This is a genomic window from Synechococcus sp. RS9909 (assembly GCF_014279595.1).
Classification (GTDB): Bacteria; Cyanobacteriota; Cyanobacteriia; order PCC-6307; family Cyanobiaceae; genus Synechococcus_C.
Genome location: NZ_CP047943.1, coordinates 656,659 through 679,978, shown reverse-complemented (window position 1 = coordinate 679,978; position 23,320 = coordinate 656,659). Strand labels below are relative to the sequence as shown.

Annotated in this window: 24 protein-coding genes and 1 pseudogene; 14 read left to right on the top strand and 11 right to left on the bottom strand. The window is 64.3% G+C overall.

Features of this window, described 5'->3' with window-relative positions; genetic code table 11:
* Positions 1 to 7: 7 nt before the first annotated feature.
* Entirely contained in the window at positions 8 to 1,822 is a 1,815-nt protein-coding gene (gene lepA, locus SynRS9909_RS03420; protein ID WP_007100467.1) for a translation elongation factor 4, read from the bottom strand.
* Positions 1,823 to 1,927: 105 nt separating this feature from the next.
* On the opposite strand from lepA, the gene SynRS9909_RS03415 reads away from it, so the two are divergent.
* From SynRS9909_RS03415 to SynRS9909_RS03405, 3 genes are read left to right on the top strand one after another with little or no spacing between them, the layout of a single operon-like run.
* Positions 1,928 to 2,161: a type II toxin-antitoxin system HicB family antitoxin gene (locus SynRS9909_RS03415; RefSeq protein ID WP_007100468.1), complete on the top strand. Its 234-nt coding sequence runs from the start codon at positions 1,928 to 1,930 to the stop codon at positions 2,159 to 2,161.
* Between the two features lies 1 nt (position 2,162).
* On the top strand, positions 2,163 to 2,387 hold the full coding sequence (locus SynRS9909_RS03410; RefSeq protein ID WP_007100469.1) for a type II toxin-antitoxin system HicA family toxin: 225 nt from the start codon (positions 2,163 to 2,165) through the stop codon (positions 2,385 to 2,387).
* A 5-nt stretch (positions 2,388 to 2,392) separates the two neighbouring features.
* Positions 2,393 to 2,728, top strand: coding sequence for a multidrug efflux SMR transporter (locus SynRS9909_RS03405; protein ID WP_007100470.1), 336 nt, complete (start codon positions 2,393 to 2,395; stop codon positions 2,726 to 2,728).
* On the opposite strand, the gene SynRS9909_RS03400 is transcribed toward SynRS9909_RS03405, so the two are convergent.
* On the bottom strand, positions 2,703 to 4,217 hold the full coding sequence (locus SynRS9909_RS03400; RefSeq protein WP_038000803.1) for a malate:quinone oxidoreductase: 1,515 nt from the start codon (positions 4,215 to 4,217) through the stop codon (positions 2,703 to 2,705). The genes SynRS9909_RS03405 and SynRS9909_RS03400 overlap by 26 nt on opposite strands.
* A 76-nt stretch (positions 4,218 to 4,293) precedes the next feature.
* On the opposite strand from SynRS9909_RS03400, the gene SynRS9909_RS03395 reads away from it, so the two are divergent.
* Positions 4,294 to 4,539, top strand: a complete 246-nt coding sequence (locus SynRS9909_RS03395) for a NifU family protein (RefSeq protein WP_007100472.1) — start codon at positions 4,294 to 4,296, stop codon at positions 4,537 to 4,539.
* Here SynRS9909_RS03395 and SynRS9909_RS03390 read toward each other — a convergent pair.
* From SynRS9909_RS03390 to SynRS9909_RS14145, 3 genes and pseudogenes are all read right to left on the bottom strand, one after another.
* A complete protein-coding gene (locus SynRS9909_RS03390; protein WP_007100473.1) occupies positions 4,527 to 5,231 on the bottom strand; it encodes a DUF4079 domain-containing protein in 705 nt (234 codons plus the stop codon). The two genes, SynRS9909_RS03395 and SynRS9909_RS03390, sit on opposite strands and share 13 nt — an antisense overlap.
* A 22-nt stretch (positions 5,232 to 5,253) precedes the next feature.
* The gene (rimK, locus tag SynRS9909_RS03385) at positions 5,254 to 6,162 is read right to left on the bottom strand and encodes a 30S ribosomal protein S6--L-glutamate ligase (RefSeq protein ID WP_370587899.1); all 909 of its coding nucleotides are present in this window, start codon (positions 6,160 to 6,162) and stop codon (positions 5,254 to 5,256) included.
* A 90-nt stretch (positions 6,163 to 6,252) separates the two neighbouring features.
* Positions 6,253 to 6,645: pseudogene (locus tag SynRS9909_RS14145) on the bottom strand (ATP-dependent zinc protease); the annotation flags it as partial.
* 88 nt (positions 6,646 to 6,733) lie between these two features.
* On the opposite strand from SynRS9909_RS14145, the gene SynRS9909_RS03380 reads away from it, so the two are divergent.
* Together SynRS9909_RS03380 and SynRS9909_RS03375 are read left to right on the top strand one after the other, a co-directional pair.
* Positions 6,734 to 7,912, top strand: a complete 1,179-nt coding sequence (locus SynRS9909_RS03380) for an aminotransferase class V-fold PLP-dependent enzyme (RefSeq protein WP_007100475.1) — start codon at positions 6,734 to 6,736, stop codon at positions 7,910 to 7,912.
* A 3-nt stretch (positions 7,913 to 7,915) separates the two neighbouring features.
* Entirely contained in the window at positions 7,916 to 8,758 is an 843-nt protein-coding gene (locus tag SynRS9909_RS03375) for a sulfite exporter TauE/SafE family protein (protein ID WP_007100476.1), read from the top strand.
* Between the two features lie 10 nt (positions 8,759 to 8,768).
* Here the strand turns inward: SynRS9909_RS03375 and SynRS9909_RS03370 are convergent, their stop codons facing one another.
* From SynRS9909_RS03370 to yidD, 3 genes are read right to left on the bottom strand one after another with little or no spacing between them, the layout of a single operon-like run.
* The gene (locus tag SynRS9909_RS03370; RefSeq protein ID WP_007100477.1) at positions 8,769 to 10,280 is read right to left on the bottom strand and encodes a UDP-N-acetylmuramoyl-L-alanyl-D-glutamate--2,6-diaminopimelate ligase; all 1,512 of its coding nucleotides are present in this window, start codon (positions 10,278 to 10,280) and stop codon (positions 8,769 to 8,771) included.
* Positions 10,281 to 10,306: 26 nt separating this feature from the next.
* Positions 10,307 to 10,615 carry a glutaredoxin family protein gene (locus tag SynRS9909_RS03365; RefSeq protein WP_038000804.1) on the bottom strand — a complete coding sequence of 103 codons (309 nt, stop codon included), beginning with the start codon at positions 10,613 to 10,615 and terminating at the stop codon, positions 10,307 to 10,309.
* Positions 10,596 to 10,862 carry a membrane protein insertion efficiency factor YidD gene (gene yidD / locus SynRS9909_RS03360; protein ID WP_038000806.1) on the bottom strand — a complete coding sequence of 89 codons (267 nt, stop codon included), beginning with the start codon at positions 10,860 to 10,862 and terminating at the stop codon, positions 10,596 to 10,598. The genes SynRS9909_RS03365 and yidD overlap by 20 nt, the downstream gene beginning before the upstream one ends.
* 74 nt (positions 10,863 to 10,936) lie before the next feature.
* Between yidD and rpsD the strand changes: the two genes are divergently transcribed.
* The 3 genes from rpsD to SynRS9909_RS03345 all read left to right on the top strand — a co-directional run bounded on the left by rpsD (position 10,937) and on the right by SynRS9909_RS03345 (position 14,875).
* Positions 10,937 to 11,545, top strand: a complete 609-nt coding sequence (rpsD, locus tag SynRS9909_RS03355) for a 30S ribosomal protein S4 (RefSeq protein ID WP_007100480.1) — start codon at positions 10,937 to 10,939, stop codon at positions 11,543 to 11,545.
* Between the two features lie 358 nt (positions 11,546 to 11,903).
* Entirely contained in the window at positions 11,904 to 14,381 is a 2,478-nt protein-coding gene (locus SynRS9909_RS03350) for a polysaccharide biosynthesis tyrosine autokinase (protein ID WP_007100481.1), read from the top strand.
* Positions 14,381 to 14,875 carry a dual specificity protein phosphatase family protein gene (locus SynRS9909_RS03345; RefSeq protein WP_007100482.1) on the top strand — a complete coding sequence of 165 codons (495 nt, stop codon included), beginning with the start codon at positions 14,381 to 14,383 and terminating at the stop codon, positions 14,873 to 14,875. Before SynRS9909_RS03350 ends, SynRS9909_RS03345 begins: the two co-directional genes overlap by 1 nt.
* On the opposite strand, the gene SynRS9909_RS03340 is transcribed toward SynRS9909_RS03345, so the two are convergent.
* Positions 14,856 to 15,953, bottom strand: a complete 1,098-nt coding sequence (locus SynRS9909_RS03340) for an SLBB domain-containing protein (RefSeq protein WP_186593785.1) — start codon at positions 15,951 to 15,953, stop codon at positions 14,856 to 14,858. The two genes, SynRS9909_RS03345 and SynRS9909_RS03340, sit on opposite strands and share 20 nt — an antisense overlap.
* Between SynRS9909_RS03340 and SynRS9909_RS03335 the strand changes: the two genes are divergently transcribed.
* The 5 genes from SynRS9909_RS03335 (at position 15,952) to cysK (ending at position 20,169) form a co-directional block, all read left to right on the top strand.
* A complete protein-coding gene (locus SynRS9909_RS03335; RefSeq protein WP_186593784.1) occupies positions 15,952 to 16,107 on the top strand; it encodes a hypothetical protein in 156 nt (51 codons plus the stop codon). The two genes, SynRS9909_RS03340 and SynRS9909_RS03335, sit on opposite strands and share 2 nt — an antisense overlap.
* A 49-nt stretch (positions 16,108 to 16,156) precedes the next feature.
* Positions 16,157 to 16,369 carry a hypothetical protein gene (locus SynRS9909_RS03330; protein ID WP_162858294.1) on the top strand — a complete coding sequence of 71 codons (213 nt, stop codon included), beginning with the start codon at positions 16,157 to 16,159 and terminating at the stop codon, positions 16,367 to 16,369.
* Between the two features lie 45 nt (positions 16,370 to 16,414).
* A complete protein-coding gene (locus SynRS9909_RS03325) occupies positions 16,415 to 17,560 on the top strand; it encodes a PLP-dependent aspartate aminotransferase family protein (protein ID WP_007100484.1) in 1,146 nt (381 codons plus the stop codon).
* A complete protein-coding gene (locus SynRS9909_RS03320; RefSeq protein ID WP_007100485.1) occupies positions 17,557 to 19,080 on the top strand; it encodes a PLP-dependent transferase in 1,524 nt (507 codons plus the stop codon). The genes SynRS9909_RS03325 and SynRS9909_RS03320 overlap by 4 nt, the downstream gene beginning before the upstream one ends.
* Before the next feature lie 102 nt (positions 19,081 to 19,182).
* Positions 19,183 to 20,169 (top strand): cysteine synthase A, encoded by a 987-nt coding sequence (cysK, locus tag SynRS9909_RS03315; RefSeq protein WP_007100486.1) that lies wholly within the window; start codon positions 19,183 to 19,185, stop codon positions 20,167 to 20,169.
* 24 nt (positions 20,170 to 20,193) lie between these two features.
* On the opposite strand, the gene queA is transcribed toward cysK, so the two are convergent.
* Both queA and SynRS9909_RS03305 read right to left on the bottom strand, forming a co-directional pair.
* Complete coding sequence (gene queA, locus SynRS9909_RS03310; RefSeq protein ID WP_007100487.1) at positions 20,194 to 21,315, bottom strand: tRNA preQ1(34) S-adenosylmethionine ribosyltransferase-isomerase QueA; 1,122 nt, start codon at positions 21,313 to 21,315, stop codon at positions 20,194 to 20,196.
* Between the two features lie 7 nt (positions 21,316 to 21,322).
* Positions 21,323 to 23,176 (bottom strand): APC family permease, encoded by a 1,854-nt coding sequence (locus SynRS9909_RS03305; protein ID WP_007100488.1) that lies wholly within the window; start codon positions 23,174 to 23,176, stop codon positions 21,323 to 21,325.
* Between the last annotated feature and the right edge of the window lie 144 nt (positions 23,177 to 23,320).

Here is a 23,320-nt window from a genome sequence, read left to right as displayed (position 1 = left end):
GCCCTGCTCAAGGGCTCTGATTCAGCTTCAACACCGCCATGAAGGCTTCCTGGGGCACATCCACCTTGCCCATCGCCTTCATGCGCTTCTTGCCTTTCGCTTGTTTCTGCAGCAATTTCTTTTTGCGTGAGATATCGCCGCCATAGCACTTGGCGAGCACATCCTTGCGAATCGCATTGATGCTTTCGCTGGCGATGATCCGGCTGCCGATCGAGGCCTGCAGCGGAATCTTGAACTGCTGCCTGGGGATCAGTTCCTTCAGCTTTTCCACCAGGCCCTTGCCCACGTTGTAGGCCTTGTCGCGGTGCACAATCGTGGTGAGCGGATCAGCTTTCTCGCCGTTGATCAGCACATCCAGGCGCACCAGATCGTTGCGGCGATAACCGATCAGGTGGTATTCCATCGAGGCATAGCCCTGGGTGCGACTCTTCATCTGATCAAAGAAGTCGGTGACCACCTCCGCCAGCGGCATCTCATAGATCAAGGTCACCCGCTCGGTGGTGATGTATTTCATGTCGATGAAGTCACCACGCCGTTCCTGGCACAGGCCCATCAAGGTGCCGTTGTAATCATTGGGCGCATAAATCTCCATGCGCACATACGGTTCTTCGATCGACTCCCGTTTCTGCGGATCGGGAAGTGTGGCGGGATTATCAATCATCACCTCGCTGCCATCGATCAGATTCACCTTGTAGATCACCGACGGCGCCGTGACGATCAGATCGAGGTTGTATTCCCGTTCCAGCCGTTCCTGCACGATCTCCATGTGCAGCAGGCCAAGGAAACCGCAGCGGAAGCCGAAGCCCATGGCGCTGCTGGTTTCCGGCTCATAGCGCAGGGCCGCATCCGAGAGCTGCAGCTTGTCGAGGGCTTCGCGCAGATCGGGGTACTGATCGGCCTCCGTGGGAAACAGGCCGCAGAACACCATCGGCTTGGCTTCGGTGTAGCCAGGCAAAGGTTCGTCAGCCGGAGCATTCACCAACGTGATCGTGTCGCCCACCCGCGCATCGGCCACCGCCTTGATCGAGGCCGCCAAATAGCCCACCTCGCCGGCGTGGAGTTCCTCCACCTTGCGCTGATCCGGTGCCATCACACCGATCTCATCCAATTCGTAGGTTTTCTGGCTGGCCATCAGCAGCACCTTGTCTTTGCAGCTGATCCGGCCGCTCATCACCCGGAAATACACAATCACGCCCCGGTAGGGGTCGTAGTAAGAGTCGAAGATGAGGGCCTTGGTGGGCTCCTCCACCGCATCGGCCGGCGGCGGCACCCGATCCACCACCGCCTGCAGGATCTCCGGCACTCCCAAGCCGGTTTTGGCGGAACAGGGGATCGCTCCAGAGCAGTCGAGCCCGATGATCGCCTCGATTTCCTCCTTGATCCGGTCCGGCTCCGCCCCAGGCAGATCGATCTTGTTGAGCACCGGGATGATCTCCAGATCGTTCTCCAGCGCCAGATACACATTCGCCAGGGTCTGGGCCTCCACGCCCTGGCTGGCATCCACCACCAGCAGCGCCCCTTCGCAGGCCTGCAAGGAGCGGCTCACCTCGTAGGAGAAGTCCACATGGCCGGGGGTGTCGATCAGGTTGAGGACGTACTCCTCTCCATCGGCCGCTTTGTAGTTCATCCGGGCGGCCTGAAGCTTGATCGTGATGCCCCGCTCACGCTCCAGTTCCATGTTGTCGAGGAACTGCTCCTGCATGTCGCGGCTGGCGACCGTGCCCGTGTCCTGCAGCAAGCGATCGGCCAGGGTCGACTTGCCGTGGTCGATGTGGGCAATGATGCAGAAATTGCGGATCCGGGAGACGGGGGCGGCGGTCATGCGGTTGGCGAAATCCCGGCTCGGGTGTGCGGCTTCAGTGAAGCGATCCTAGGGAGCAGCCACCAGAGCGCTGCTGCCTAGCGTGGTGAGGTCGCAGATCAGGCCATGAACGAGCAGTTGGTCCAGGTGCATATCGAGCGACTCCCTGAAGGGTGCTTCCTGGGCACCTGTGACGCCATTCCTGGCCTGGTGGCTCAGGGTCGCACCGTCACTGAAACGCTGGAGATCGCCCGAGACCTTGCCAAGCGTCTGGTCGAAGCTCGACTCGAGCGTGGAGAGGAACTTCCGGCAGCTCCACTCGAAGAGGAGTTCGACATCCCCCTGGTCGTTGGGGTCTGACGTGGGGCGACTGGCAGGATTCCGCTATCGCGACGTCGCCAAGAAATTGAAAGCACTCGGATTTGGCTTTGATCGGCAGGCCGCTGGCTCCCATGAGATTTGGTACCGACCGAGCGACTCTGCCTACACCACGCTTCCCAACCACCCGGGCGATATGCCGGAAGGCACTCTGAGGGCCATCATTCGCCAAGCCGGTGTGTCAGTGGATGAGTTCATCAAGGCCTGACACCGATGACCTCTCCCTGGATCCTGTTGCTGTTCGCCATCGCCGCTGAGGTGGTGGGCACCTCCTGCCTCAAGCTGTCGGAGGGTTTCAGCCGGCCGCTGCCGACCTTGCTGGTGCTGGCGGCCTACGCCACCTCGATGGCCCTGATGTCGCGGGTGGTGCAAAGCATCCCTCTGGGCCTCACCTATGCCCTCTGGAGTGGCATCGGCATCGTGGCGATCGTGCTGGTGGGGGTGCTGGCCTATCGCCAGGTGCCCAGCTCCGGCCAACTGATCGGCATGGGCCTGATCGCCGCCGGGGTGGTGATCGTGAATCTCACCGGGTCGCTGGAGCACGGCTGAGCAAAGCGTCGCTGCGCGCGCGCGTGCGGGCCAACAACGCCGGATCAGCCTTGAGGTCCTGGCCCACACTGGGCAGCAACTGCTGCAGACGCTCGCTCCAGGCGGGGCTGGCCAGGCGCTGCGGGAAACAGCGCTGCAGCACCTCGAGCATGATCGTCACCGCCGTGCTCGCTCCGGGCGAGGCCCCCAGCAGGGCCGCCAGGGAGCCGTCGGCGGCGGCCACCACCTCAGTCCCCAGCTGAAGCCGCCCCCCCTCCGGCGTGCGCTTGATGATCTGCACCCGTTGGCCGGCCACCGACAGCGTCCAGTCTTGAGGGCGCGCCTGGGGCAGGAAGGCGCGCAGAGCCTCCATGCGCTCGGCATCGCTCTGGCGCAGCTGGTTGATCAGATACCGCACCAGAGGCAGGTTGTTCACGCCCACCTGCAGCATCGGCACCAGATTGCGGCGTCGCACCGAGCGGGGCAGATCGAGCAGGGAGCCGGTTTTGAGAAATTTGCTGCTGAAGCCGGCATAGGGGCCGAACAGCAGCGACCGTTGGCCATCGATCCAGCGGCTGTCGAGGTGGGGCACCGACATCGGCGGCGCCCCCACCCTGGCTTTTCCGTACACCTTGGCGTGGTGGCGTTCCACCAGGGCCGGGTCGTTGCAGACCAACCACTGCCCGCTCACCGGAAACCCGGCGTAGGCGTCCGCTTCCGGAATGCCGCTGCGCTGCAGCAGGGGCAAGGCGCCACCGCCGGCACCCAGAAACACAAAAGGCGTCTGCACCTGGCGATCACCTGAAGGGCCACGCAGCGTCAGGCACCAGTCAGCTGATCCCCCATCCGTAGCGGCAGAGCAGCGCTGCAGATCGGTGACCGTGGTGCCCAACAGCAGCTCCAGGGAGCCGGCCGCCTGCAGGGGCGCCAGCAGGGCACGGGTGAGGGCCCCGAAATCCACATCCATGCCCCGGGCGATCCGGGTGGCCGCGATCGGCTGATCCTGGCGACGCCCCGCCATCACCAATGGCATCCAAGCGGCGATTTCAGCCCGGTCGGTGCTCCATTCCATTGCCGCGAACGCCGGCAACGCGCTCAGCTGGCGATGCCGCTGCCGGAGAAACGCCACATCGGCATCACCCCACACCAGGCTGCAATGGGGCACACGGTGCAGGAAGGTGTCGGGCTGCAACTGTCCCCGCTCCGCCAGCGAAGCCCAGAACTCGAGGCTGGTCTCGAAGGACGCATTGATCGCCAGGGCCTTGGCCGTGGCCACGGTGCCATCCGGCTGCTGCGGCGTGTAATTCAGTTCGCAGTTGGCGGCATGGCCCGTGCCGGCGTTGTTCACCGCTGCACTGCTCTCCAGCGCCGGCGCCTCCAGCCGCTCCACCAGCAGCAGGCGCAGCTCGGGATCGAGGGCCTGCAGGAGCGAGGCCAGCGTGGCGCTCATGATCCCAGCACCCACCAGCACAGCGTCGTAGCGTTCCAAAGCGATGACAGCAGGCGGCATAGCCGTTCAAGGCTATGGGCCGGTGTCGCACAGGACCTGCCTACGATTGTTGTCCTGACTTCCCCGCAACGCCGCCATGAGCACGGAAACCCTGCCCCTCTCCAGCGAGAACGTGGAGAAGGTACTCGATGAACTGCGTCCCTTCCTGATGGCCGACGGCGGCAACGTGGAAGTAGTGGAAATCGATGGTCCGGTGGTGAAGGTGCGTCTGCAGGGCGCCTGCGGCAGCTGCCCCAGCAGCACCATGACGCTCAAGATGGGCATCGAGCGCAAGTTGCGCGAAATGATCCCTGAAGTGAGTGAAGTGGTTCAGGTGCTCTGAGCCGGTGGCGGGCAGGTGCGCGCCTCGAAATCGCAGGCATACACCGCCGGCTTCTGCCAGCTCAGGGGGATCTCCAACAGATCCCGGGTACCGGTGAGCCCCTGCAGCACAAACAGCACGGCCGCCAGCACACTGGCGCTCACATGCAACCGTCGCAGGCGGATGTCGCGCAGGATCTCGGGCCGGGCGCCGAGCGAGAAGAGCATCAAGCCCGTCACCCCCACGCCGGCCCAGTAATGCGACTGCCAGAAGGCCCCATCCAGGGGGTTATCCGACAGCCGCCAGACCTCCGGCTGGGCGCCGAGCCCGAGCACACCGGCCCAAGTGATCAGGGCAAACGCCAAACGCAGCCCCGCCGCCTTCGAGAACCAGAGCGCCACCAGGCTCACCAGCGTGCCGATCAGCACCAGCAGCAGCTGGATGGCCCGGGGGGCTCCCCCGGTGAACGCCGACAGAGGCGCCTTCGTGGCAATCACCACCGTGAGGGCGATCAGCACGATCACCACCACGCCGGCCGACAACCATCGGCCCAGATCGCTGTGGTCGCGGCCGACTGTGGGGGGAAGTTTGGTTTTTTGCAGGCGTCGCTGCCGGGTCTGCAGCGCCAGGCGGATCACCATGCCGATCAGGGGATAGATCAGCACCACCGCCAGAAACGGGTGGAGGATCCAGAGCCAGTCAACGGATGCCAAGACCCAGCATGAATTCAGACCCTCAGGCTAGAGCGGAATGCATGGGGCGCACCCAGCCGAGCTTGCGCTCCAGCTCCTGAATCATGCGCCCCGCCAGGTCTTTGCCCGTGGCGGTTTCGATGCCCTCCAACCCGGGGCTGGAATTCACCTCCAGCAGCAGGGGGCCGCGTTCCGAACGGATGATGTCGACACCGGCCACATCGAGGCCCATCGCCCGGCTGGCGGCGATCGCCAGACGTCGCTCGTTCTGCAGCACCCGCACCGCCCGGGCCTTGCCGCCCTGGTGCAGGTTGGCGCGATAGTCGCCCAGGGCCGCGGTGCGCTCGATCGCCGCCACCACCTTGCCGCCCATCACAAAACAGCGGAGATCCTTGCCGCCGGCTTCCTTGATGAATTCCTGCACCAACAGGTTGGCGTTGATGCTTTTCATCGCGTTGATCACACTCTCCGCCGCCTTCTGGGTTTCCGCCAGCACCACGCCGCGCCCCTGGGCACCCTCGAGCAACTTCACGATCAGCGGCGCCCCACCCACCATCTTGATCAGGTCTTTCGTGTCGAGCGGGGAGCTGGCGAAGCCCGTCACCGGCACATTCAACCCGTGGCGCACGAACAGCTGCGAGGCCAGCAGCTTGTCGCGCGAGCAACTGATCGCTTCCGCCGTGTTGAGCGTCTGCAGGCCCATGGCCTGAAACTGACGCGTCACCGCACAGCCATAGAAGGTGACGCTGGGCCGGATGCGCGGGATCACCGCATCGAAACGCTCCAGCACATCCCGCCCTCGGTAATGCATCTCCGGGCTCTGGGCATCGAGGCGCATGTAGCAGTGCTTGATCGCCAGAAATTCCATGCGATGGCCCCGCTCCTCTCCTGCCTCCATCAGGCGGCGGTTGCTGTAGAGGTCGGGATCGGTGGCGAGCAGAGCAATGCGCAGGCCTGTGCGTTCCACCCGGTGATGGGCATACATCGCCTCCACCTCAGGCGCTGCGTACTGGACAAGGTGATGGCTGCCCTCGGGATCCACCAGCACCCGCCCCACCATCGCCTCCCGGCCCAGGAGCATCCGATACCCCATGGCATCGCGATTGGTGAGGGTGATCTCGATCGGCCACTGCTGATCCCCCAGCTGCAGGGTCTCCCGGATCACGTAGCGGGCCTCCACCAGGCCACTGGTGTTCTTCACGCCCCGCTGCTGGAGCACGGGAGCCTCATGCCGCACCACCACCGAGCGGTCGCTCTGCAGCGGGTGTACCTCAAAGCTGATCCACTCCTGCCCCTCCCGTTGAAAGGGCGCGATGTTGAAGGCATGGAGTGAGGAGGTGGCGGCACCGGAATCCACCCGCGCCTTGATCGCCGGCAGGCCGATCCCGGGCAGGCCGCACCACTCCTCGCTGCCAACGATCACCTTGGCGTCCATCGCCATCAGCGCGACACACCCCAATCTGATCCCGCTGCCAAGCCGAAGATCCAGCGATGATCCAGTTCAGACGCTGACGCCTGGAGCGATGCGCCACCTCTGCCCCGCCCTCGCCAACAAGACCTACTGCAACTACGGCGGCCAGGGCCCGTTGCCCACCCCGTCGCTGGAGGCGATCACCGCCTGCTGGCAGCGCATCCAGGAGCTGGGGCCCTTCACCGCCGACGTTTGGCCTTACATCAGCGCCGAGGTGAACAGCACCCGGAGCCTGCTGGCCGGGCTGTGCGGCGTCGCCCCCCATCGCCTCGCCCTGAGCGAGAACGTGACCAGTGGCTGTGTGCTGCCGCTCTGGGGTCTGCCCCTGGCGCCGGGGGATCGGATCCTGATCAGCGACTGCGAACACCCCGGTGTGGTGGCCGCCTGTCACGAGCTGGCGCGACGCCAGCGACTGCCGATCGACACCCTGCCGGTGCAACAGCTCCGGGGTGGTCGCGAAGAGCAGAAGCAAACCGATGCCGCCGTGCTCCAGGCGCTGGCGGCCCATCTGCAGCCGCGCACCCGCCTGGTGGTGCTCTCCCATCTGCTCTGGAACACCGGCCAGCTGATGCCGATCGCCGCGGTGGCGGCGCAGCTCAATCAGCACCCCAGCCAGCCCTACCTGCTGGTGGATGCGGCCCAGAGCTTTGGCCAGATCCCCGTTGCCGACGCCGCGGCCGCAGCCGACATCTACGCCTTCACAGGGCACAAGTGGGCCTGCGGTCCGGAGGGATTGGGTGGTGTGGCCCTCTCCGAACGGGTGCTGGCGGAGGCCAGCCCCACCCTGATCGGCTGGCGCAGTCTCCAGGATGAAAGCCGGGCGATCGCTGGAGACCCGGATCCGTTTCACCACGACAGTCGCCGTTTCGAAGTCGCCACCAGCTGCATCCCGTTGCTGGCCGGATTGCGCACCTCGCTGGAGCTGCTCGAGCAGCAGGGCAGTGCCGAGCGGCGCCTGGAAACAATCTCGGCGCTCAGCGCCAGGCTCTGGCAGCACCTGGCCACGCTGCCGGGGGCGACGCCCCTGCTGGAGGGTCCGCCGCCGGCCGGGCTGGTGAGCTTCACGCTGACCAGCGCCAGCGCCCCCAGCCAGGTGGTGCAGGCGCTCGGTGCCGAAGGAATCTGGATCCGTGACCTGGCCGATCCCGCCTGCCTGCGGGCCTGCACCCACATCACCAGCAGCGACGAGGAGCTGGAGCGGCTGCGGGAGGCCCTGGCGAAGCTGCCATAGGGTGTGAATGATTCAGGCATCGCTGTGCTGCAGGCGTTTCTCACCCAGCCCCTGCCCTGGCTGGCCCTGCTGCTCGCCCTCAGCGCCGCCTTCCTGATGGGCTTCGCCCGCAGTGGCCTGGGCACCGGTGGCTTTGTCGTGTCGCCCCTGATGGTGTTCGCCCTCGGCCCGAGCGATGGCCTGGCCGTGGTGGCGATGCTGATGCTGCCGGCGGCCCTGCTCGGCGTGTGGCAGCACCGCGGCGAAGGCGAGCGACGCCTGTTGCAACCCCTGGTGCTCGGCATGGTGCTGGGCACGGCCCTGGGCGGACTGGCGCTCTGGGCTCTGGTGTCGGGCGGCGATCTCAACCTTGTGCATCGCCGCATGGAGGTGTTGGTGGCCCTGCTCTCGCTGCTGTATGTGGCCCTGGTGGCAGGGCGCAACGCCATTGCCCGCGCCGGTGGCGGCGGCGGACCGGCCGGCCCCACCGGCCTGCTGCTGGTGGGATCGGGGGTGGGCATCAGCCAGACCGTGGCCAATTCCGGCTCACCGCTGCTCACGGTGTTTTTCCTGCGCCATCAGGTGCCACGCAGTCGCTTCGTGGCAGCGCAACTGATCGCCCTGCTGGTGCAGAACCTGCTGAAGTTGATTCCCCTGATCAGCCTGGGCATCCTCCATCTCGGCAACGCCGGCAGTGCCCTGCTGCTGATTCCGGTCACGGTGATCGGCAATCTGAGCGGTCAGCGCTTTTATCGCGGTGCCAGCGAGCGGTTGTTCTTCCTTTGTTATCAGGTGCTGCTCCTGATCGGCTTTGCCGTGAGCGTGGCCCTGATCGTGGGCCGCAGCCGGATCCTGGCCCTGCTGTAGAGCTGCGGGGTCAGCTGGTCAATCGAGAGCGCAGCGCCTTCCCCGCCTCCTCACGATCATCGAAGTGCACTTTCTCGGTGCCGAGAATCTGGTAGTCCTCATGGCCCTTGCCAGCGATCAGCACCAGATCGCCGGGTTTCGCTTCGGCGACAGCAGCGGCAATCGCCGCCGCCCGATCCCCCTCCACCACGCAATCGGTGCTGGAGGGCAGCCCCTCCACCACATCGGCAAGGATCTGCTGAGGGTCCTCCGTGCGGGGGTTGTCAGAGGTCACCACCACCCGATCCGCCAGCTTCGCGGCGATCGAGGCCATCTGGGGGCGCTTGCCCCGATCGCGATCACCGCCACAGCCGAACACGCAGATCAGACGGCCCTCCACAAAGGGGCGACACGCCTCAAGCGCATTCTTGAGGCCATCAGGGGTGTGGGCATAGTCGACCAGGACGGCGGGCAACTGAGCCGCTGCAGCTGAGGCCACCACCACCCGCTCCATCCGCCCGGGAACACCGCGAAAACTGCCGAGCCCTTTGAGCAGCAGAGGCAGGGGCAGACCCTGCTGCTGGAGCACCGCCACCGCCTGCATCAGATTCATCAGATTGAAGCGCCCCACCAGGGGCGACGCGAACCGCCCCTCGCCTTTGGGAGTGATCAGGCGCCCCTCCACACCGCTGGAGCGCATCACCAGATCGGTCATGGTCAGCTCCGCCTCCTGATCAGGCTCCAGGGAACAGCGCCAGCACCGGTCGCCCAGCCGCTCCGCCAGCTGGCGGCCCCAGGGGTCGTCCATCGTCACCACCGCTCGCACCCCGTCGCTCGCCAGCAGGGGCTCGGCGAACAGCAACGCCTTGGCCTCGAAATAGGCCTGCATCGATGGGTGGTAGTCGAGGTGGTCCTGGCTGAGGTTGGTGAACACCGCCCCGGCGAAGCGGCACCCGGCCACCCGCTGCTGCTCCAGGGCGTGGGAGCTCACCTCCATCGCTGCCACCTGGGTGCCACCGGCCACGGCCTCCGCCAGTTGGGCCTGCAGCCGATCGGCGAAGGCGGTGGTGTGGGTGGCGGTGATGCTGTGGCCGGGCCAGCGGTTCACCAGGGTGCCGAACAGGGCAGCGGGCCGACCGGCTTGGGCGGCCAGGTGCTCGATCAGGTGGGTGGTGGTGGTCTTGCCGTTGGTGCCCGTCACCCCGATCAGGGTCATGCGGCTGGAGGGCCGCTGCCAGAACGCCGCCGCCAGCTCACCGATCCACTGGGCCACCGGCTCCGGCACCACCAGCACCGGATCCTCCGGACCGGGTGGTTGCACCGCCGCCGCCGCCGGACCGATCACCGCGGCGGCCGCCCCATCGGCCAGGGCCCTGGGCCAGAAGCTGCCCCCATCGACGCGAACGCCGGGAAGCCCCAGAAACAGGCTGCCGCGGCTGACGCAGCGGGAGTCGCAGGTGATCGACTCAATCGGCACGTTGGCCAGCTGATCAGGCCAGGGCAACCCCACCGCACGCAGAAGTGAATGCAACGTCTGGGACATCGTCTGCCCGCTCAGGTGGAGTCGTTCTAATCCGATCCGAGCCTGGTGGCGCAAGCCCGTTGCAACCAGCGGAACAGACCCTCGCCCGACAGCCGTGGTGACACCCGGGGCAACGCACCGGCGGCAAGCGCCAGCACCGGCACCTCCAGGTCGTAGCGGGCCTTGAGGGCGGGATCGACTCCGGCTGCATCGATGTTGATCACCTGCAACTGCAGCGGCGGCTTCAGGGTGTGAAGCGCAAGCTCTCGCAAGCGCTGCTCCAGGCCCTCACACAGGCAACAACCCTGGCGGCTGTAGAGGGTCAGGGCAAGGGGCTCAGTCGGGGACGGGGTCACAGCCACAGGGTGTGAAGGGATGGCAACGGCTGAGCCGACGCAGGGTGAGCCATCCGCCGCGCCAGGGGCCATGGCGCTGGATCGCCTCCAGGCCATAGGCGCTGCAGCTCGGGATGAAGCGGCAACGGGGGCCGAGCAAGGGAGAGAACCAGCGCCGGTAGACACCGATCAGCGCCAGCAGCAGGCCGCTGATGAGGCGATTGATCTGGGCGGGAAAGCCGCCGGATAGAGTGGTGGATTCGCGCATGCGGAGCCGCAACCTGGGCCTCTTGCCCAGCATGACGGGTCAGCGGCGCGGAAGCTCCATCCCATCCTGTCTCTATGTCTCGTTACCGCGGCCCTCGCCTGAGGATCACGCGGCGCTTGGGAGACCTCCCCGGTCTCACCCGGAAGGCCGCAAAGCGGTCCTATCCCCCCGGTCAGCACGGCCAGGCCCGTCGCAAGCGCTCTGAATACGCGATCCGTCTCGAAGAAAAGCAGAAGCTTCGCTTCAACTACGGCGTTTCCGAACGTCAGCTTGTGCGCTACGTGAAGAAAGCGCGCGCCCAGGAGGGTTCCACCGGAACCAACCTGCTCAAACTGCTCGAGAACCGTCTCGACAACGTCTGTTTCCGACTCGGCTTCGGTCCCACCGTTCCCGGTGCGCGGCAACTGGTGAATCATGGCCATGTGGCCGTGAACGGTCGCGTCACCGACATCGCCAGCTACCAGTGCAAGGCCGGCGATGTGATCACCATCCGCGAGCGCAAGGGCAGCAAGAAACTGGCCGAAGGCAACCTGGAATTCCCTGGCCTCGCCAACGTGCCGCCCCACCTCGAACTCGACAAAACCAAGCTCAGCGCCAAGGTGATTGGCCGCTGCGAGCGGGAGTGGGTCGCTCTGGAGATCAACGAACTGCTGGTGGTGGAGTACTACTCCAGAAAAGTCTGAGCCCAGTGCTCCCAAGCAGCGTTCCGCTGCATCCATGGCCCTCGCTCCGGCGGGGGCTTTTTTGTGGGCGCGCTTTGATCATTTCCAACACTTCAGGATCTGCAAAAGCGATCAGACCAGAGCTCAAGCCCCCGGAACCCCCTACAGGAAACCAAATGCCTGGTACAGCAGCATCCTGCGACTGCAAATGAGCAAGAAAAAGGTCCTGCGCAACCACAGTTAAACCGCGACATTTACACCACCTGCGTTAAAGTGATTAGCAAGGAAACACCAAATTAAAACTAACCCGATCTTTTTGCTTTCCTCAAAAGATTGATTTCGGAAGCAAATTTTCAATCTCTACGCTGACAGCCACATCGTGTCGAACCTGATCCCCAGAGCAGGCCACAGCCCAAATCTGGCCGTTCAGGGCATCCAGACCGTGCAGGTGCGTGATCTGGGCACCTCGGTGGCGGCTGGACCCGCTGCAGCCGACGATGAAATTGACCTGCGCGAACTCTGGCGCGCCCTCAAACGACGCAAAAAACTGGTGGGCGTCACCGCTGCCGCAGTCGTTGCACTCGCGGGCATGGTCACCGCTTACCAGCGCATTTTCCGCCCTGTTTACCAGGGCTCCTTTGCGCTGCTGATCACCGACCCGATCAGCAACGAAGGCGGCAATGGCAGAAATGCTGCCTTTGCCGCCAGCGGCACGATGTTTGAACAACTGGCCCGCAACACCACCCAGAACGACATTCCCACCCTGATCGAGGTGTTGCAGAGCCCGCTGCTGCTTGCCCCGATTGCCAAACGCTTTGATCTGGCAGAAAACGCTCTGGCGAGCCGCATCGAAATTTCCACCGGTGGCGCCAAGCGCAAAGAAGCTGATGGGGTACTGAATGTGAGCCTCACCGGCCGAGACCCCGAGCAAGACGAGGTGTTGCTCCAAGCGATAAGCACCGCCTATCTCCAGGCCGCCCTGCAACAGCGCCAGCAGCGCCTGGCCGACGGCATTGACTTCCTGAACAAACAGGCTCCGGCGCTGCAGCAGAAAACCGAAGCGATCCAGAACGAGCTGGCAGCGTTCCGCCGCCAGCACTCCCTGCTGGAGCCCACCGCCGAAGGCGGCGCCCTCAAGGATCGGGAAACTGCGGTGGCCACCGAGATCCTCGGCCTGGAGGCCGAGCGCAGCCGGCTTCAACGCGTGCGCGCTGAAATTGCCGCCGGCACCCTCAGCGCCCGCGGCTTCCAGGAGGCGATCAGCACTGGCTCCGGCGGCGGCGGTCAATCAGCCCAGGGGCTGTCGGTGAGCGATGCCGATCAGAGCCTGCTCCAACAGCTGCTCAAGGTGGAAACCGAACTCGCTGAAGCGCGTGCCAAATACAACCCCAACTCCTCGATGGTGCTCAGCCTCGAGGCCCGCCTCAACCAGCTCCAGCCCTTGCTGCGCCAGAACCAACTGGAGGCAGTCGATGCCGCCCTCAGCCTCAATGCCGGACGCCTCGCAACGGCCCAGGCTCAGGAGCGACAACTGAATGTGCAGTTCCTGCGCCAACCGGCCCTGATCAAACAATATGAAGCTCTGCAGACCCGCCTCAAGATTGCGCAGGACAATCTCGCCGGCCTGGTGAGTGCCCGCGAAAACTTCCAGCTCGAGATCGCCCAGCGCAGCGTGCCCTGGCGCGTGATTGACCCACCGAAGATCAATCCGGATCCCATCCAACCGTCGGTCCCCCGCAATCTGGCCCTCGGAGCCGTGTTGGGTCTTGTGGCCGGTGCCGGCGCCGGATTGCTGCGCGATCGTTTGGATCACGTCTTTCATCACCCCGGCGAAGTCAAAGATGACTTGGGTCTTCCCCTGCTGGGCCACATCCCCCACGTGTCGTTTTTCCAGGGAGTGCGGGAAGACAAGCGCTTCCTTCTCCAGGAACTGGACCAATCCGTGAGCGGCGGTGATGCCGACGACCGCCGCGAACAGCGCTACCAGCGTTTCTTCTACCAGGAGGCCTTTCGCAACCTGTTCACCTCGATTCGCTTCCTCAATAGCGACCGCCCCCTGCGCGCCATTGCTCTCACCAGCTCCCTGCCAGCGGAAGGCAAGTCGCTGGTGAACGTGCTGCTGGCCAAAACCCTCTCGGAAATGGGGCAGCGGGTGCTGCTGATCGACGCCGATCTGCGCAAGCCGCAGATGCACACCCGCCTGGGGCTTAACAACCTGAGTGGCCTCTCCAACCTGCTTGCCGACGATGGCTTCCATTGGCGCGATGTGGTGCAGACCGTGCCCGGCTATGACCAATGGAGCCTGATCACCGCCGGACGCCGGCCGCCCGATCCCACCCGTCTGCTCAGTTCTCAGCGCATGCACTCCCTGGTGCAGGAGCTGGCCAACGGTGGTGAGTTCGACCTGGTGGTATTTGACACTCCACCCGTACTCGGCCTGGCCGATGCCGCCCTGGTCGCAGAACACTGCGATGGCCTGATGCTGCTGGTCAGTCTCGACCGCGTCGACCGCGGTCTTCCCAAGGAATCGGTGGCACGGATCCGTTCCAGCGGCGCCCCCCTGCTGGGCATCGTCACCAATGCCATCAAAGCCGGCAAGCAAGCCAGCGCCTATGGCTACGGCTACGGGCAATACGGCTATGGCAAGTATGGATACGGATACGGAGGTTATGGCTACGCGGCGTATGACACCTCAGCCGCCTATGCCCACTACGCCGACCCCGAAGGCAGCGAGGCGCCATCTGCCAACACCAGCGTGGCCCCAGGGCAACCAGACCAAGCCGAGGCCGGTTCCCAGCATTGGTCGGCGGCGCTGCGGCAACGCGGTCGAGCCGTGATGCGCTGGCTGGATAGCTGATGACGGTGCCGCAGCGCTTCCGGATCAACTGGGTGTTGGTGAATGAGCTGGCCATCGGCCCCGCTCCCCGCGCCGAGCGGCATCTCACTCGCCTGGAGAATGCCGGCGTGCGAGCAGTGCTCAGCCTCTGCAGCCATGCAGAGGCTCCACCTCCTGAAGGCCTGGTCGAGCGCTTCGCTTGTGAACGACTTGTGCTGCCCGATCACCGTTCCGGCCGTCTGCCCGAAACCGCTGAGCTGTTGACGGCCCTGGAACTGCTGGCCATGCTCCAGCACGAGCATGGTGCCGTGTTCGTGCACTGCGTCGCCGCGATGGAACGCTCACCGCTGGTCTGCCTCAGCTGGCTTGTTCAACGTCACAAGCTCAAACCCGCCCAAGCTCTCGACTACCTGATGCAGGTACACCCAGGCACCAATCCACTACCCGGACAGCTGGCCTTGCTGCAACAGATCGCGAACAGTGAATCCATCAACCTCAATTTGAAGTCGTATTGATAAGCCTAAACAAACTCCAGATCGTCACCAAACCACTCACTGGCTGACTGATCGCATTAATGGCGTCACTCGTTCTCGCAAGCGCACTTCTCTTCACCCTGACAGTATCACCATCGCGCAAGGGAGGATTTTTTTGATTTGAAGCTCCTTGGTTCAAGTCTATCTCGAATTCTTTCAAGGTAGCCGAGCCATTCCGATTGATACGAACCAGTTCCACATTCCCCTTACTAGCCCTCCAGGCCTTGGGCCCACCAGCAGCCAAAATGGCCTGCACAAGAGGAGTATTTGCCTGCAACCGTAACAACCCCGGTGTCTCCACCTCACCAATCACATTCACCTGAATCACCTGAGGAGAAAGGTTAACAGAAGCCAATTCAACAGCCTCCTCAGGGACCTCCTCCGCAGGCTTAAGAATAAGCGTATCACCATCGAATAAATATGGATTTTGAGATTGAACGCCCTCAAGCACCAAAGCCAGGAGATCAAGCTTTGCTTGCTTATACAGAAGCTGATCGCCAGGCAATCGCCGCCGCAAAAGCACGGTTCGCAAATCAGCCAATTGAGTAATTCCCCCAGCCTTCTGAATGGCATCCACAACGGTTGGAAGGCCAGTGAGCCGAGTGGCTGGCCCACCTTCGGTTTGCGCCGTCTCATTGAGAGACATCGAATAGATTCCCGGCCTTTCCACCTCGCCCACAAGGGCCACTCGAATCGGCCGGGGCTTCGAAACAAGAAGCTGCAATTGAGGGCGTATCAGCTGCTTTGAGAGCAACTCTTGAAACCAACCCGTTGCCTGCTGAAGCGTCAAGCCACTCACTCGAACACTTCCAATCAATGGCAAAGGAACGGTCCCATCACTAAGAACTTCAAGCTGACCGGAGAGCTCAGGTGCATCGAAGAGCCTCAGGTCAAGCACATCACCAGGCCCGATGATATAGGCATCCTCCTGAAGAGTTGCTGCACGAGAAACGTCAGAACTCGCCAACCGAAATTCCTTGGCGACAACAACAACAGGCGCCGTGGCAGCAGTCACAAACCAAGCTAGCAAGCCGACTACTGCACCCAATCGGCCTTTCATGGCAACTGCGATTCAATACGTCCGGCAGGCTACACACATCAAGAAAACAGGATTCCGCTCAGCAGTTCAGCAGTTCAGCAGTTCAGCAGTTCAGCAGTTCAGCAGTTCAGCAGTTCAGCAGTTGATTGCGCTTCCAAAAACTGCATTTGCTTGAAAACGAAATCGCAGCAGTGCATACTTGCGCACGTCTTCGATCAGCAGCCATGATCAGCTCCAGCCCTACAAATGGCGGAAAAGATCGTCGATCCACAAAAAGAATTACCATCGAGGTCTCCATGTCGCTCTATCAGCGCGCCAGGCTGTTGTGCATGGCAGAAGACATGAGCCTCAATTATTTCTGCAGGCAGGCGATTGCCGAGGCCTGTGAGAACAAGGGGGCCGACGCCATTCAATTGATCGACGAACGCCAGAAGTGACCCAGCCGCCTGCGTAGGCTGGCCATTGAGCCTTTCCTCTACAGCGTGCAGAAGCCGGCGATCGCCACCCGGGCCATCCATCACGGCGACAGCTACGCCGAAGGCACCGGCACGGTGATGCCGCCGATCTACGCCACCTCCACCTTTGCCCACGGCAACCCTGGCGGCTTTGATTACACGCGCTCCGGCAACCCCAACTTCCGCATCCTCGAGGCGGTGCTGGCTTCAGTGGAGCAGTGTGCCCACGCCACGGTGTTCGGCTCCGGCGTGAGTGCGATCACTGCGATCGCCTCCACCCTGCGCCAAGGCGATCTGGTGCTCTGCGAGGAGAACCTCTACGGCTGCACCGTGCGCCTGTTTGAGCAGGTGTTTGCCAAGTTTGGTGTGCGCACGGAGTGGGTGGATTTCACCGATCTCTCAGCTCTGACGGCGATCGCAACCCGTCAGCCCGCCATGGTGTGGCTGGAGAGTCCCACCAACCCCCTGCTCAAGGTGATCGACCTCGCTGCTGTGGGTGCCGCAGCCCAGGAGGCGGGAATCCCGCTCGTGGTCGACAACACCTTCGCCACGGCACTGGTGCAGCGCCCCCTGGCGTTGGGGGCCACCCTCTCGCTCACGAGCACCACCAAATACATCAACGGCCATTCCGATGCCCTCGGTGGAGCGGTCTGCACCGACGATCCCGCCTGGCATCAGAAGATGGTGTTCGCCCAGAAGGCCCTGGGCCTGATGCCCTCGCCGTTTGATTGCTGGCTGATTACCCGCGGCATCAAAACCCTGCCGCTGCGCCTGCGCCAGCAAATGGCCAGCGCGGCCGCCATCGCCGACCACCTGGCGGCCCATCCCGCCGTGACCTGGGTGCGCTATCCCCATCGCGCCGACCATCCGCAGCACGCGGTGGCCCAGCGACAGATGCAGGGCGGTGGCGCGATCGTGACCATCAACATCAACGCCAGCCGCGAGCAGGCCTACGCGGTCTGCAAGGCCCTGCGCTGGTTCACCATGGCCGAGAGCCTGGGGGGCGTGGAGAGCCTGATCTGCCACCCCGCCACCATGACCCACGCAGCTGTGTCGGCGGACGTGAAGGAGAAGCTCGGCATCAGCGATGGGCTGGTGCGCCTGTCGGTGGGATGCGAAGACACAGCGGATCTGATCGACGATCTTGATCAGGCCCTCAGCCTGTTGCCATGAGCGGGCGCGATCTGCTGCGCGACCCCTGCTGGCAGGCCGCCGACCTGGGCCATCCGCTGCCCAACGCCGTGCATGCCGTGTCGGTAGCCCTGCCCCGCTGGCGTGATGTGATCGCTTACGAGGAAAAGGATCCCGCCTGCCGTGACGCCCTGCGCGCGATCTATCCCCGCTTCGGCTTCCATCCCCTCGTGGAGGAGCTGGCTCGCTGCGCCCTGGACGCAGCCAACACTCCGGACGCGACCAGCGCTTGGCCTTATCCCACCGAAGCCGCCGCCCGCGCCGCCCAGACCCACTGCCGCCGCACGGCACCCGAGACCCACACCTCGATCGCCATCGTGCATGAATTACCTTGCCTGATCGCGGATCAGACCAGCACGGCGGCAGCAAAAGCCTTCTGGCAGCACGCCGGTCTCGGCGCCTCCTCGCGGCTGGCCGCCATCGCCCTGGGCCGGGAGAGCGCCCCAACCCCGAAGGTGGGAGTCTCCGCCAAGCGCATGGTGATCGAACGCCTGGCGCGGATCTACGGCTGCCCTACCGCAGCCATCAGCCTCCATCCCTCCGGTATGGCGGCGCTGCATCAGGCTCTGCGCCGGGTCTGCGCCCTGCGCCCTGGGCGCCCCACCCTGCAGATCGGCTTTCCCTATGTGGATGTGCTCAAGCAGCCCCAGGTGCTGTTTCACGGCAGTGAACTGCTCCTCGACCCCTCGCCCTCGGCGGTGGAGGCAGCGCTGGATCGCCTGCAACCGATGGCGGTGGTGGTGGAACTGCCGAGCAATCCCCTGCTGCGCTGCGTCGACCTTGCCGCCATCGCCGCGCTCGCCCACGCCCGTGCCATCCCGGTGATCGCCGATGACACGATCGGCTCCGGACTGAACATCAATGCCCTGCCCTATGCCGATCTGGTGTTCAGCTCCCTCACCAAGAGCTTTGCCGGCCGGGGGGATGTGCTGGCGGGCAGCCTGATCGTGAACCCCGAATCGCGCTGGCTGCGGGCGGGGGGAGATGGCGACGATCCGAACGCCGGAGCGCTGGCACCCCTGGCCGATGCCGACGCCATCGCCCTCGAAGAGGGCAGCCGCGATCTGGAGGACCGCCTGCCTCGGCTCAACCGCCACACTCTGGAGCTGGCGGAGCGGTTGGCACAGCACCCGGCGGTGGCCCGCGTGTTCCATCCAGCGGGCTGCCCCAACTTTCGCGCCCTGATGCGACCCACTTCCAGGCACGGCTGTATCGCCCCCGGGCACGGCTGTATCGCCCCCGGGCACGGCTGCCTGCTGTCGTTTGAGCTGAAAGGCGGCCGCGACAGGGCCGAGCGGGTCTACGACGCCCTGGCGGTGTGCAAGGGCCCCAGCCTCGGCACCAGCTTCACGCTCTGTTGCCCCTATGTGCTGCTCGCCCACTACGACGAGCTGAGCTGGGCCGAACGCTGCGGCGTGCCCTCCCACCTGCTGCGGGTGTCGGTGGGGTTGGAGGATCCCGATGAGCTCTGGAGCCGTTTCCACTCGGCCCTTGCAGCCTGAGATCACCAGTAACGCACAAGTCTGAACAAGGCCTTAACAGCGGGCCAGATCCCGCGGGGAACTCTCTACACTGACGCGATTGGGCACCTGCGTTTTCCCACCATGTCTCGCGTTTACGCCGATAACAGCCAGGCCATCGGCAACACCCCCCTGGTTCGCCTCAACCACGTGACCAAGGGTTGCAAAGCCACCGTGCTCGCCAAGGTTGAGGGCCGGAACCCCGCCTACAGCGTCAAGTGCCGGATCGGCGCCAACATGATTTGGGACGCCGAGAAACGCGGCGTGCTCAGCGAAGGCAAAACGATCGTTGAGCCCACCTCCGGCAACACCGGCATCGCCCTGGCCTTCACCGCTGCAGCCCGGGGTTACAAACTCGTACTCACCATGCCGGAGTCGATGTCGATCGAGCGTCGCCGCGTGATGGCGGTGCTTGGCGCCGAGATCGTGCTCACCGAAGCCGCCAAGGGCATGCCGGGCGCGATCGCCAAGGCCAAGCAGATCGCCGAGAGCGATCCGGCCAAGTACTTCATGCCCGGTCAGTTCGAGAACCCCGCCAACCCCGAGATTCACGAGAAAACCACCGGTCCTGAAATCTGGAACGACTGCGACGGCGCCATCGATGTGCTCGTGGCCGGTGTCGGCACCGGCGGCACGATCACCGGCGTGTCGCGCTACATCAAGAACCAGGCCGGCAAGGCGATCGAATCCGTGGCGGTGGAACCGGCCCACAGCCCCGTGATCACCCAGACCCTCAATGGGGAAGAGGTGAAGCCTGGTCCCCACAAAATCCAGGGCATCGGCGCCGGCTTCATTCCCAAGAACCTCGATCTCTCCGTGGTCGACAAGGTGGAGCAGGTCACCAACGAGGAATCGATTGCAATGGCCCTTCGCCTCGCCAAAGAAGAAGGTCTGCTGGTGGGCATCTCCTGTGGTGCTGCCGCTGCAGCCGCCATCCGCCTCGCCCAGCAGGACGCCTACGCCGGCAAAACGATCGTGGTGGTGCTGCCCGACCTGGCCGAGCGCTATCTCTCCTCGGTGATGTTCGCGGATGTGCCCACCGGCATCATCGAGCAGCCTGTCGCCGTCTGAGCTGGCGGTCTGAGCAGCAATCCCTCAGGTGCCTTGGGGGGGGCGGGCGTCCGGCAGCACCGCCCCCGGATCAATCCACATGGCATCGCCATAGGAGTAGAAGCGATAGCGCTGTTCGATCGCAGCGTCATACAGCTGCAGCAGCCGTTCCCGGCCGATCAGGGCACTCACCAGCAGCAGCAGTGAACTTTTCGGCAGGTGGAAGTTGGTGAGCAGCCCCTGCACCACCGCAAAGCGATAGCCGGGCTGGATCACCAGATCCACTGGCTGCCGGATCGGAATGAGCGAGCCGCCCCCTGCCGCCGCAGCCCCCTCCAAAGCCCGCACACTGGTCGTTCCAACGGCGATCACCCGCCCCCCTCTCGCCCGGCAGGCCGCCACGGCCTCCACCAAGGCTGGCGACACCTCCACCCATTCGCTGTGCAGCGATAGCTCAGAGAGATCTTCCGTTTCAACAGGACGGAACGTGCCCAACCCCACGTGCAGGGTCACGGTGGCCAGCGCAATGCCACGACCGCGCAGGGCCTCCAGCAGCTCATCACTGAGATGCAGGCCGGCGGTGGGAGCCGCCACGGCTCCGGGGCGGGCGGCATAACGGGTTTGATAACGCTCCTGGTCGCTGGCGTCATGGCGATCGATGTAGGGAGGCAACGGCACCTCCCCGTAGCGCTCCAGCAGCGCTTCGATCGCGATCGCGTCTTCACAGCCGGGGGGGAATTGCACGATGCGACCGCCGCTGGCCGCATCGCTGGCGAGCACCTGCAACGGCAGCGGCTCCTGCACCTGGGCCTCGAGCCACACCTGATCACCGGGATTGAGCTTCTTGCCCGGCTTGGCCAAACAGAGCCATTGCCCCTCACCGCGGGGCTCCAGCACCAAAAGCTCCGCCATTCCCCCACCACTGCGGCGCACCCGTAGCCTCGCCCGCAGCACCCGGGTGTCATTCACCACGAGCAGATCCTTGGGCTGGAGTGCGTTCTGCCAATCCCACACCTGCCGGTGCCGCGCCTCCTCCACGGGCGCATCAACCGGCGGCACCATCAACAACCGGGCCGCATGGCGCGGCTCCACCGGCGCCTGGGCAATGCGCTCCTCGGGAAGCTGGTAGTCGTAGGAACTGAGCAGACGATCCCTGGGATCAGGCACTGAAGCGTCAGGCGGGTTCCTCCACGTAGTAGCGCACGATCGAAAACACCCGGCTGCCGTCGGTCGACAGAGCCCGGAACAGGTTGAGGGCGCGTTGATTGAGCAGGGTCATATCGAGCCGATCGCGCGGAATCGCCATCGGCATCACCACCGTGGTGGTGCGTTCCGGGTGCTGCTTCTCCTCCTGTTCCACATAGTCACAGAACGGATCCAAAAGCGAACTGAACGGGCTGTCGAGCAGCTTGAACTCAAGATTGCCCGTCTGCGTTCCAACCAAGCGATCCCATTCCGCGCTGATCAAGCCAGCCTCATCCGCCTCCTCCAGCACCATCACGGCCGTGACCGAGTCGGCGAAGGAACAGGCATACCGCACCGCTTCAAACGACGGCATGGTGAGGCCGGCGATCCAGACGATGCAGTGATGGCCCATCGCGGTCGCTCGCGGCGGGCAGCAGAGCGGCTCCATGGTGGCGCTGGGAGCAATCGCTGCATACACCTGGCGATAGCGGCGACGGATCCGCGCCAATCCCGCCACCAGAAGAGGGATCGCGATCACCACCGTCCAGGCCCCCTCCTCAAACTTGCTCACCACAATCACCACCAACACCAGAAAGGTGGCCAGAGCGCCGAGAGCGTTCATCCACATCCGCCCTTGCCATCCCTCCCCCTTGAGCAGCCACCAGCGCCGCACCAAGCCCAGCTGGGAAAGGGTGAAGGCGGTGAACACCCCGAGGGCATAGAGATTCACCGCCACGGTGGTGTCACCCCGGCAGATCAGGATGATCACGGCGGTGAAGGCGAGCAGCACGCCGATGCCGTTCTGATACACCAGCCGATCACCCAGCCAGCTCATCTGGCGCGGCAGGCAGCGATCTTCCGCCAGCATGGCGGCCAGGCGAGGAAAGCCAGCAAACGCCGTGTTGGCGGCCAGCACCAGGATCAACAGGGTGGTGATCTGCAGGGCCCAGAGCAGCACGCTGTTTTCACCAAACACCCGCATGCCGATCTGCGCCAGCACGGTGACGTGGGGGTTGGGGGCGATGCCATACATGAACCCCATCCCACTCACCGCCAGAAACATCGCCGACAGCAGCACCCCCATCACCAGCAGCGTCTTGCGGGCATTGGCGGGGGCGGGTTCCTTGAACACCTTCACGCCATTAGCGATCGCCTCGATGCCGGTCATCGCCGAACACCCCGAACTGAAGGCGCGCAGGATCAGAAACAGGCCGATCGGCTCCAGCCCCTGCACGAGCGGCGGGGCGTCCGGCGCCCAACCGTGATGGAAGGTGAGGTCTTTGAGGCCCGCCAAGGTGAGGAGCACCACCATCACCACGAAGGCATAGGTGGGGATCGCAAACACGCGCCCGGCCTCCTTCACCCCGCGGAGATTCGCCCAGCCCACCAGCGCCAACAAAAGCAGCGACAGCGACACCTCATGGGGCAACAGCTCCGGCACCAAAGAGGAGAGCGCCTGGGTGCCGGCCATCAGGCTCACCGCAGCCGTGAGCGTGTAGTCGATCAACAGAGCGGCGGCAGCCACCAGGCCCACATTGCGGCCCAGGTTGTCGCGTGCCACCACATAGGAGCCGCCGCCATTTGGGTACGCCGCAATCGCCTGGCGATACGACAACACCACGATCGCGATCAAGGCGATGATCGCCAGGGTGATCGGCACCGACAGCCCCAGAGCGGCACTGCCCCCGAGAATCAACACCCCCAGGGCCGCTTCTGTGGCATAGGCCACCGAGGAGAGCGCATCCGACGAGAGAATCGGCAGGGCCTGCACATTGGGCAGACGCTCATCGGCTGCCGCCGAGCGCGGGAGGGGGCGTCCCAACAGGGACAAGAGCCGAGACATGCGAGGAAGCGGGCGTCACCACGCTGAAATCATGCCAAGGGCACTGGACGTCGACAGCCCCGGAATGAGACCAGGCCAAGACATCCGATCTATTGATCGGCACCTTCGAGCGCATCCTAAAATGTGATGCAGAAAACGCATTAA

What these genes read in the sequence shown, in the direction of transcription:
- SynRS9909_RS03395 (WP_007100472.1), top strand. Translation starts at nt 4,294, where the DNA reads ATGAGCACGGAAACCCTGCCCCTCTCCAGCGAGAACGTGGAGAAGGTA.
- yidD (WP_038000806.1), bottom strand. Translation starts at nt 10,862, where the DNA reads ATGCGCGAATCCACCACTCTATCCGGCGGCTTTCCCGCCCAGATCAAT.
- cysK (WP_007100486.1), top strand. Translation starts at nt 19,183, where the DNA reads ATGTCTCGCGTTTACGCCGATAACAGCCAGGCCATCGGCAACACCCCC.
- SynRS9909_RS03380 (WP_007100475.1), top strand. Translation starts at nt 6,734, where the DNA reads ATGCGCCACCTCTGCCCCGCCCTCGCCAACAAGACCTACTGCAACTAC.
- SynRS9909_RS03305 (WP_007100488.1), bottom strand. Translation starts at nt 23,176, where the DNA reads ATGTCTCGGCTCTTGTCCCTGTTGGGACGCCCCCTCCCGCGCTCGGCG.
- SynRS9909_RS03330 (WP_162858294.1), top strand. Translation starts at nt 16,157, where the DNA reads ATGATCAGCTCCAGCCCTACAAATGGCGGAAAAGATCGTCGATCCACA.
- SynRS9909_RS03415 (WP_007100468.1), top strand. Translation starts at nt 1,928, where the DNA reads ATGAACGAGCAGTTGGTCCAGGTGCATATCGAGCGACTCCCTGAAGGG.
- SynRS9909_RS03335 (WP_186593784.1), top strand. Translation starts at nt 15,952, where the DNA reads ATGGCAACTGCGATTCAATACGTCCGGCAGGCTACACACATCAAGAAA.
- rpsD (WP_007100480.1), top strand. Translation starts at nt 10,937, where the DNA reads ATGTCTCGTTACCGCGGCCCTCGCCTGAGGATCACGCGGCGCTTGGGA.
- SynRS9909_RS03340 (WP_186593785.1), bottom strand. Translation starts at nt 15,953, where the DNA reads ATGAAAGGCCGATTGGGTGCAGTAGTCGGCTTGCTAGCTTGGTTTGTG.
- SynRS9909_RS03400 (WP_038000803.1), bottom strand. Translation starts at nt 4,217, where the DNA reads ATGCCGCCTGCTGTCATCGCTTTGGAACGCTACGACGCTGTGCTGGTG.
- SynRS9909_RS03370 (WP_007100477.1), bottom strand. Translation starts at nt 10,280, where the DNA reads ATGTCCCAGACGTTGCATTCACTTCTGCGTGCGGTGGGGTTGCCCTGG.
- lepA (WP_007100467.1), bottom strand. Translation starts at nt 1,822, where the DNA reads ATGACCGCCGCCCCCGTCTCCCGGATCCGCAATTTCTGCATCATTGCC.
- SynRS9909_RS03320 (WP_007100485.1), top strand. Translation starts at nt 17,557, where the DNA reads ATGAGCGGGCGCGATCTGCTGCGCGACCCCTGCTGGCAGGCCGCCGAC.
- SynRS9909_RS03345 (WP_007100482.1), top strand. Translation starts at nt 14,381, where the DNA reads ATGACGGTGCCGCAGCGCTTCCGGATCAACTGGGTGTTGGTGAATGAG.
- SynRS9909_RS03405 (WP_007100470.1), top strand. Translation starts at nt 2,393, where the DNA reads ATGACCTCTCCCTGGATCCTGTTGCTGTTCGCCATCGCCGCTGAGGTG.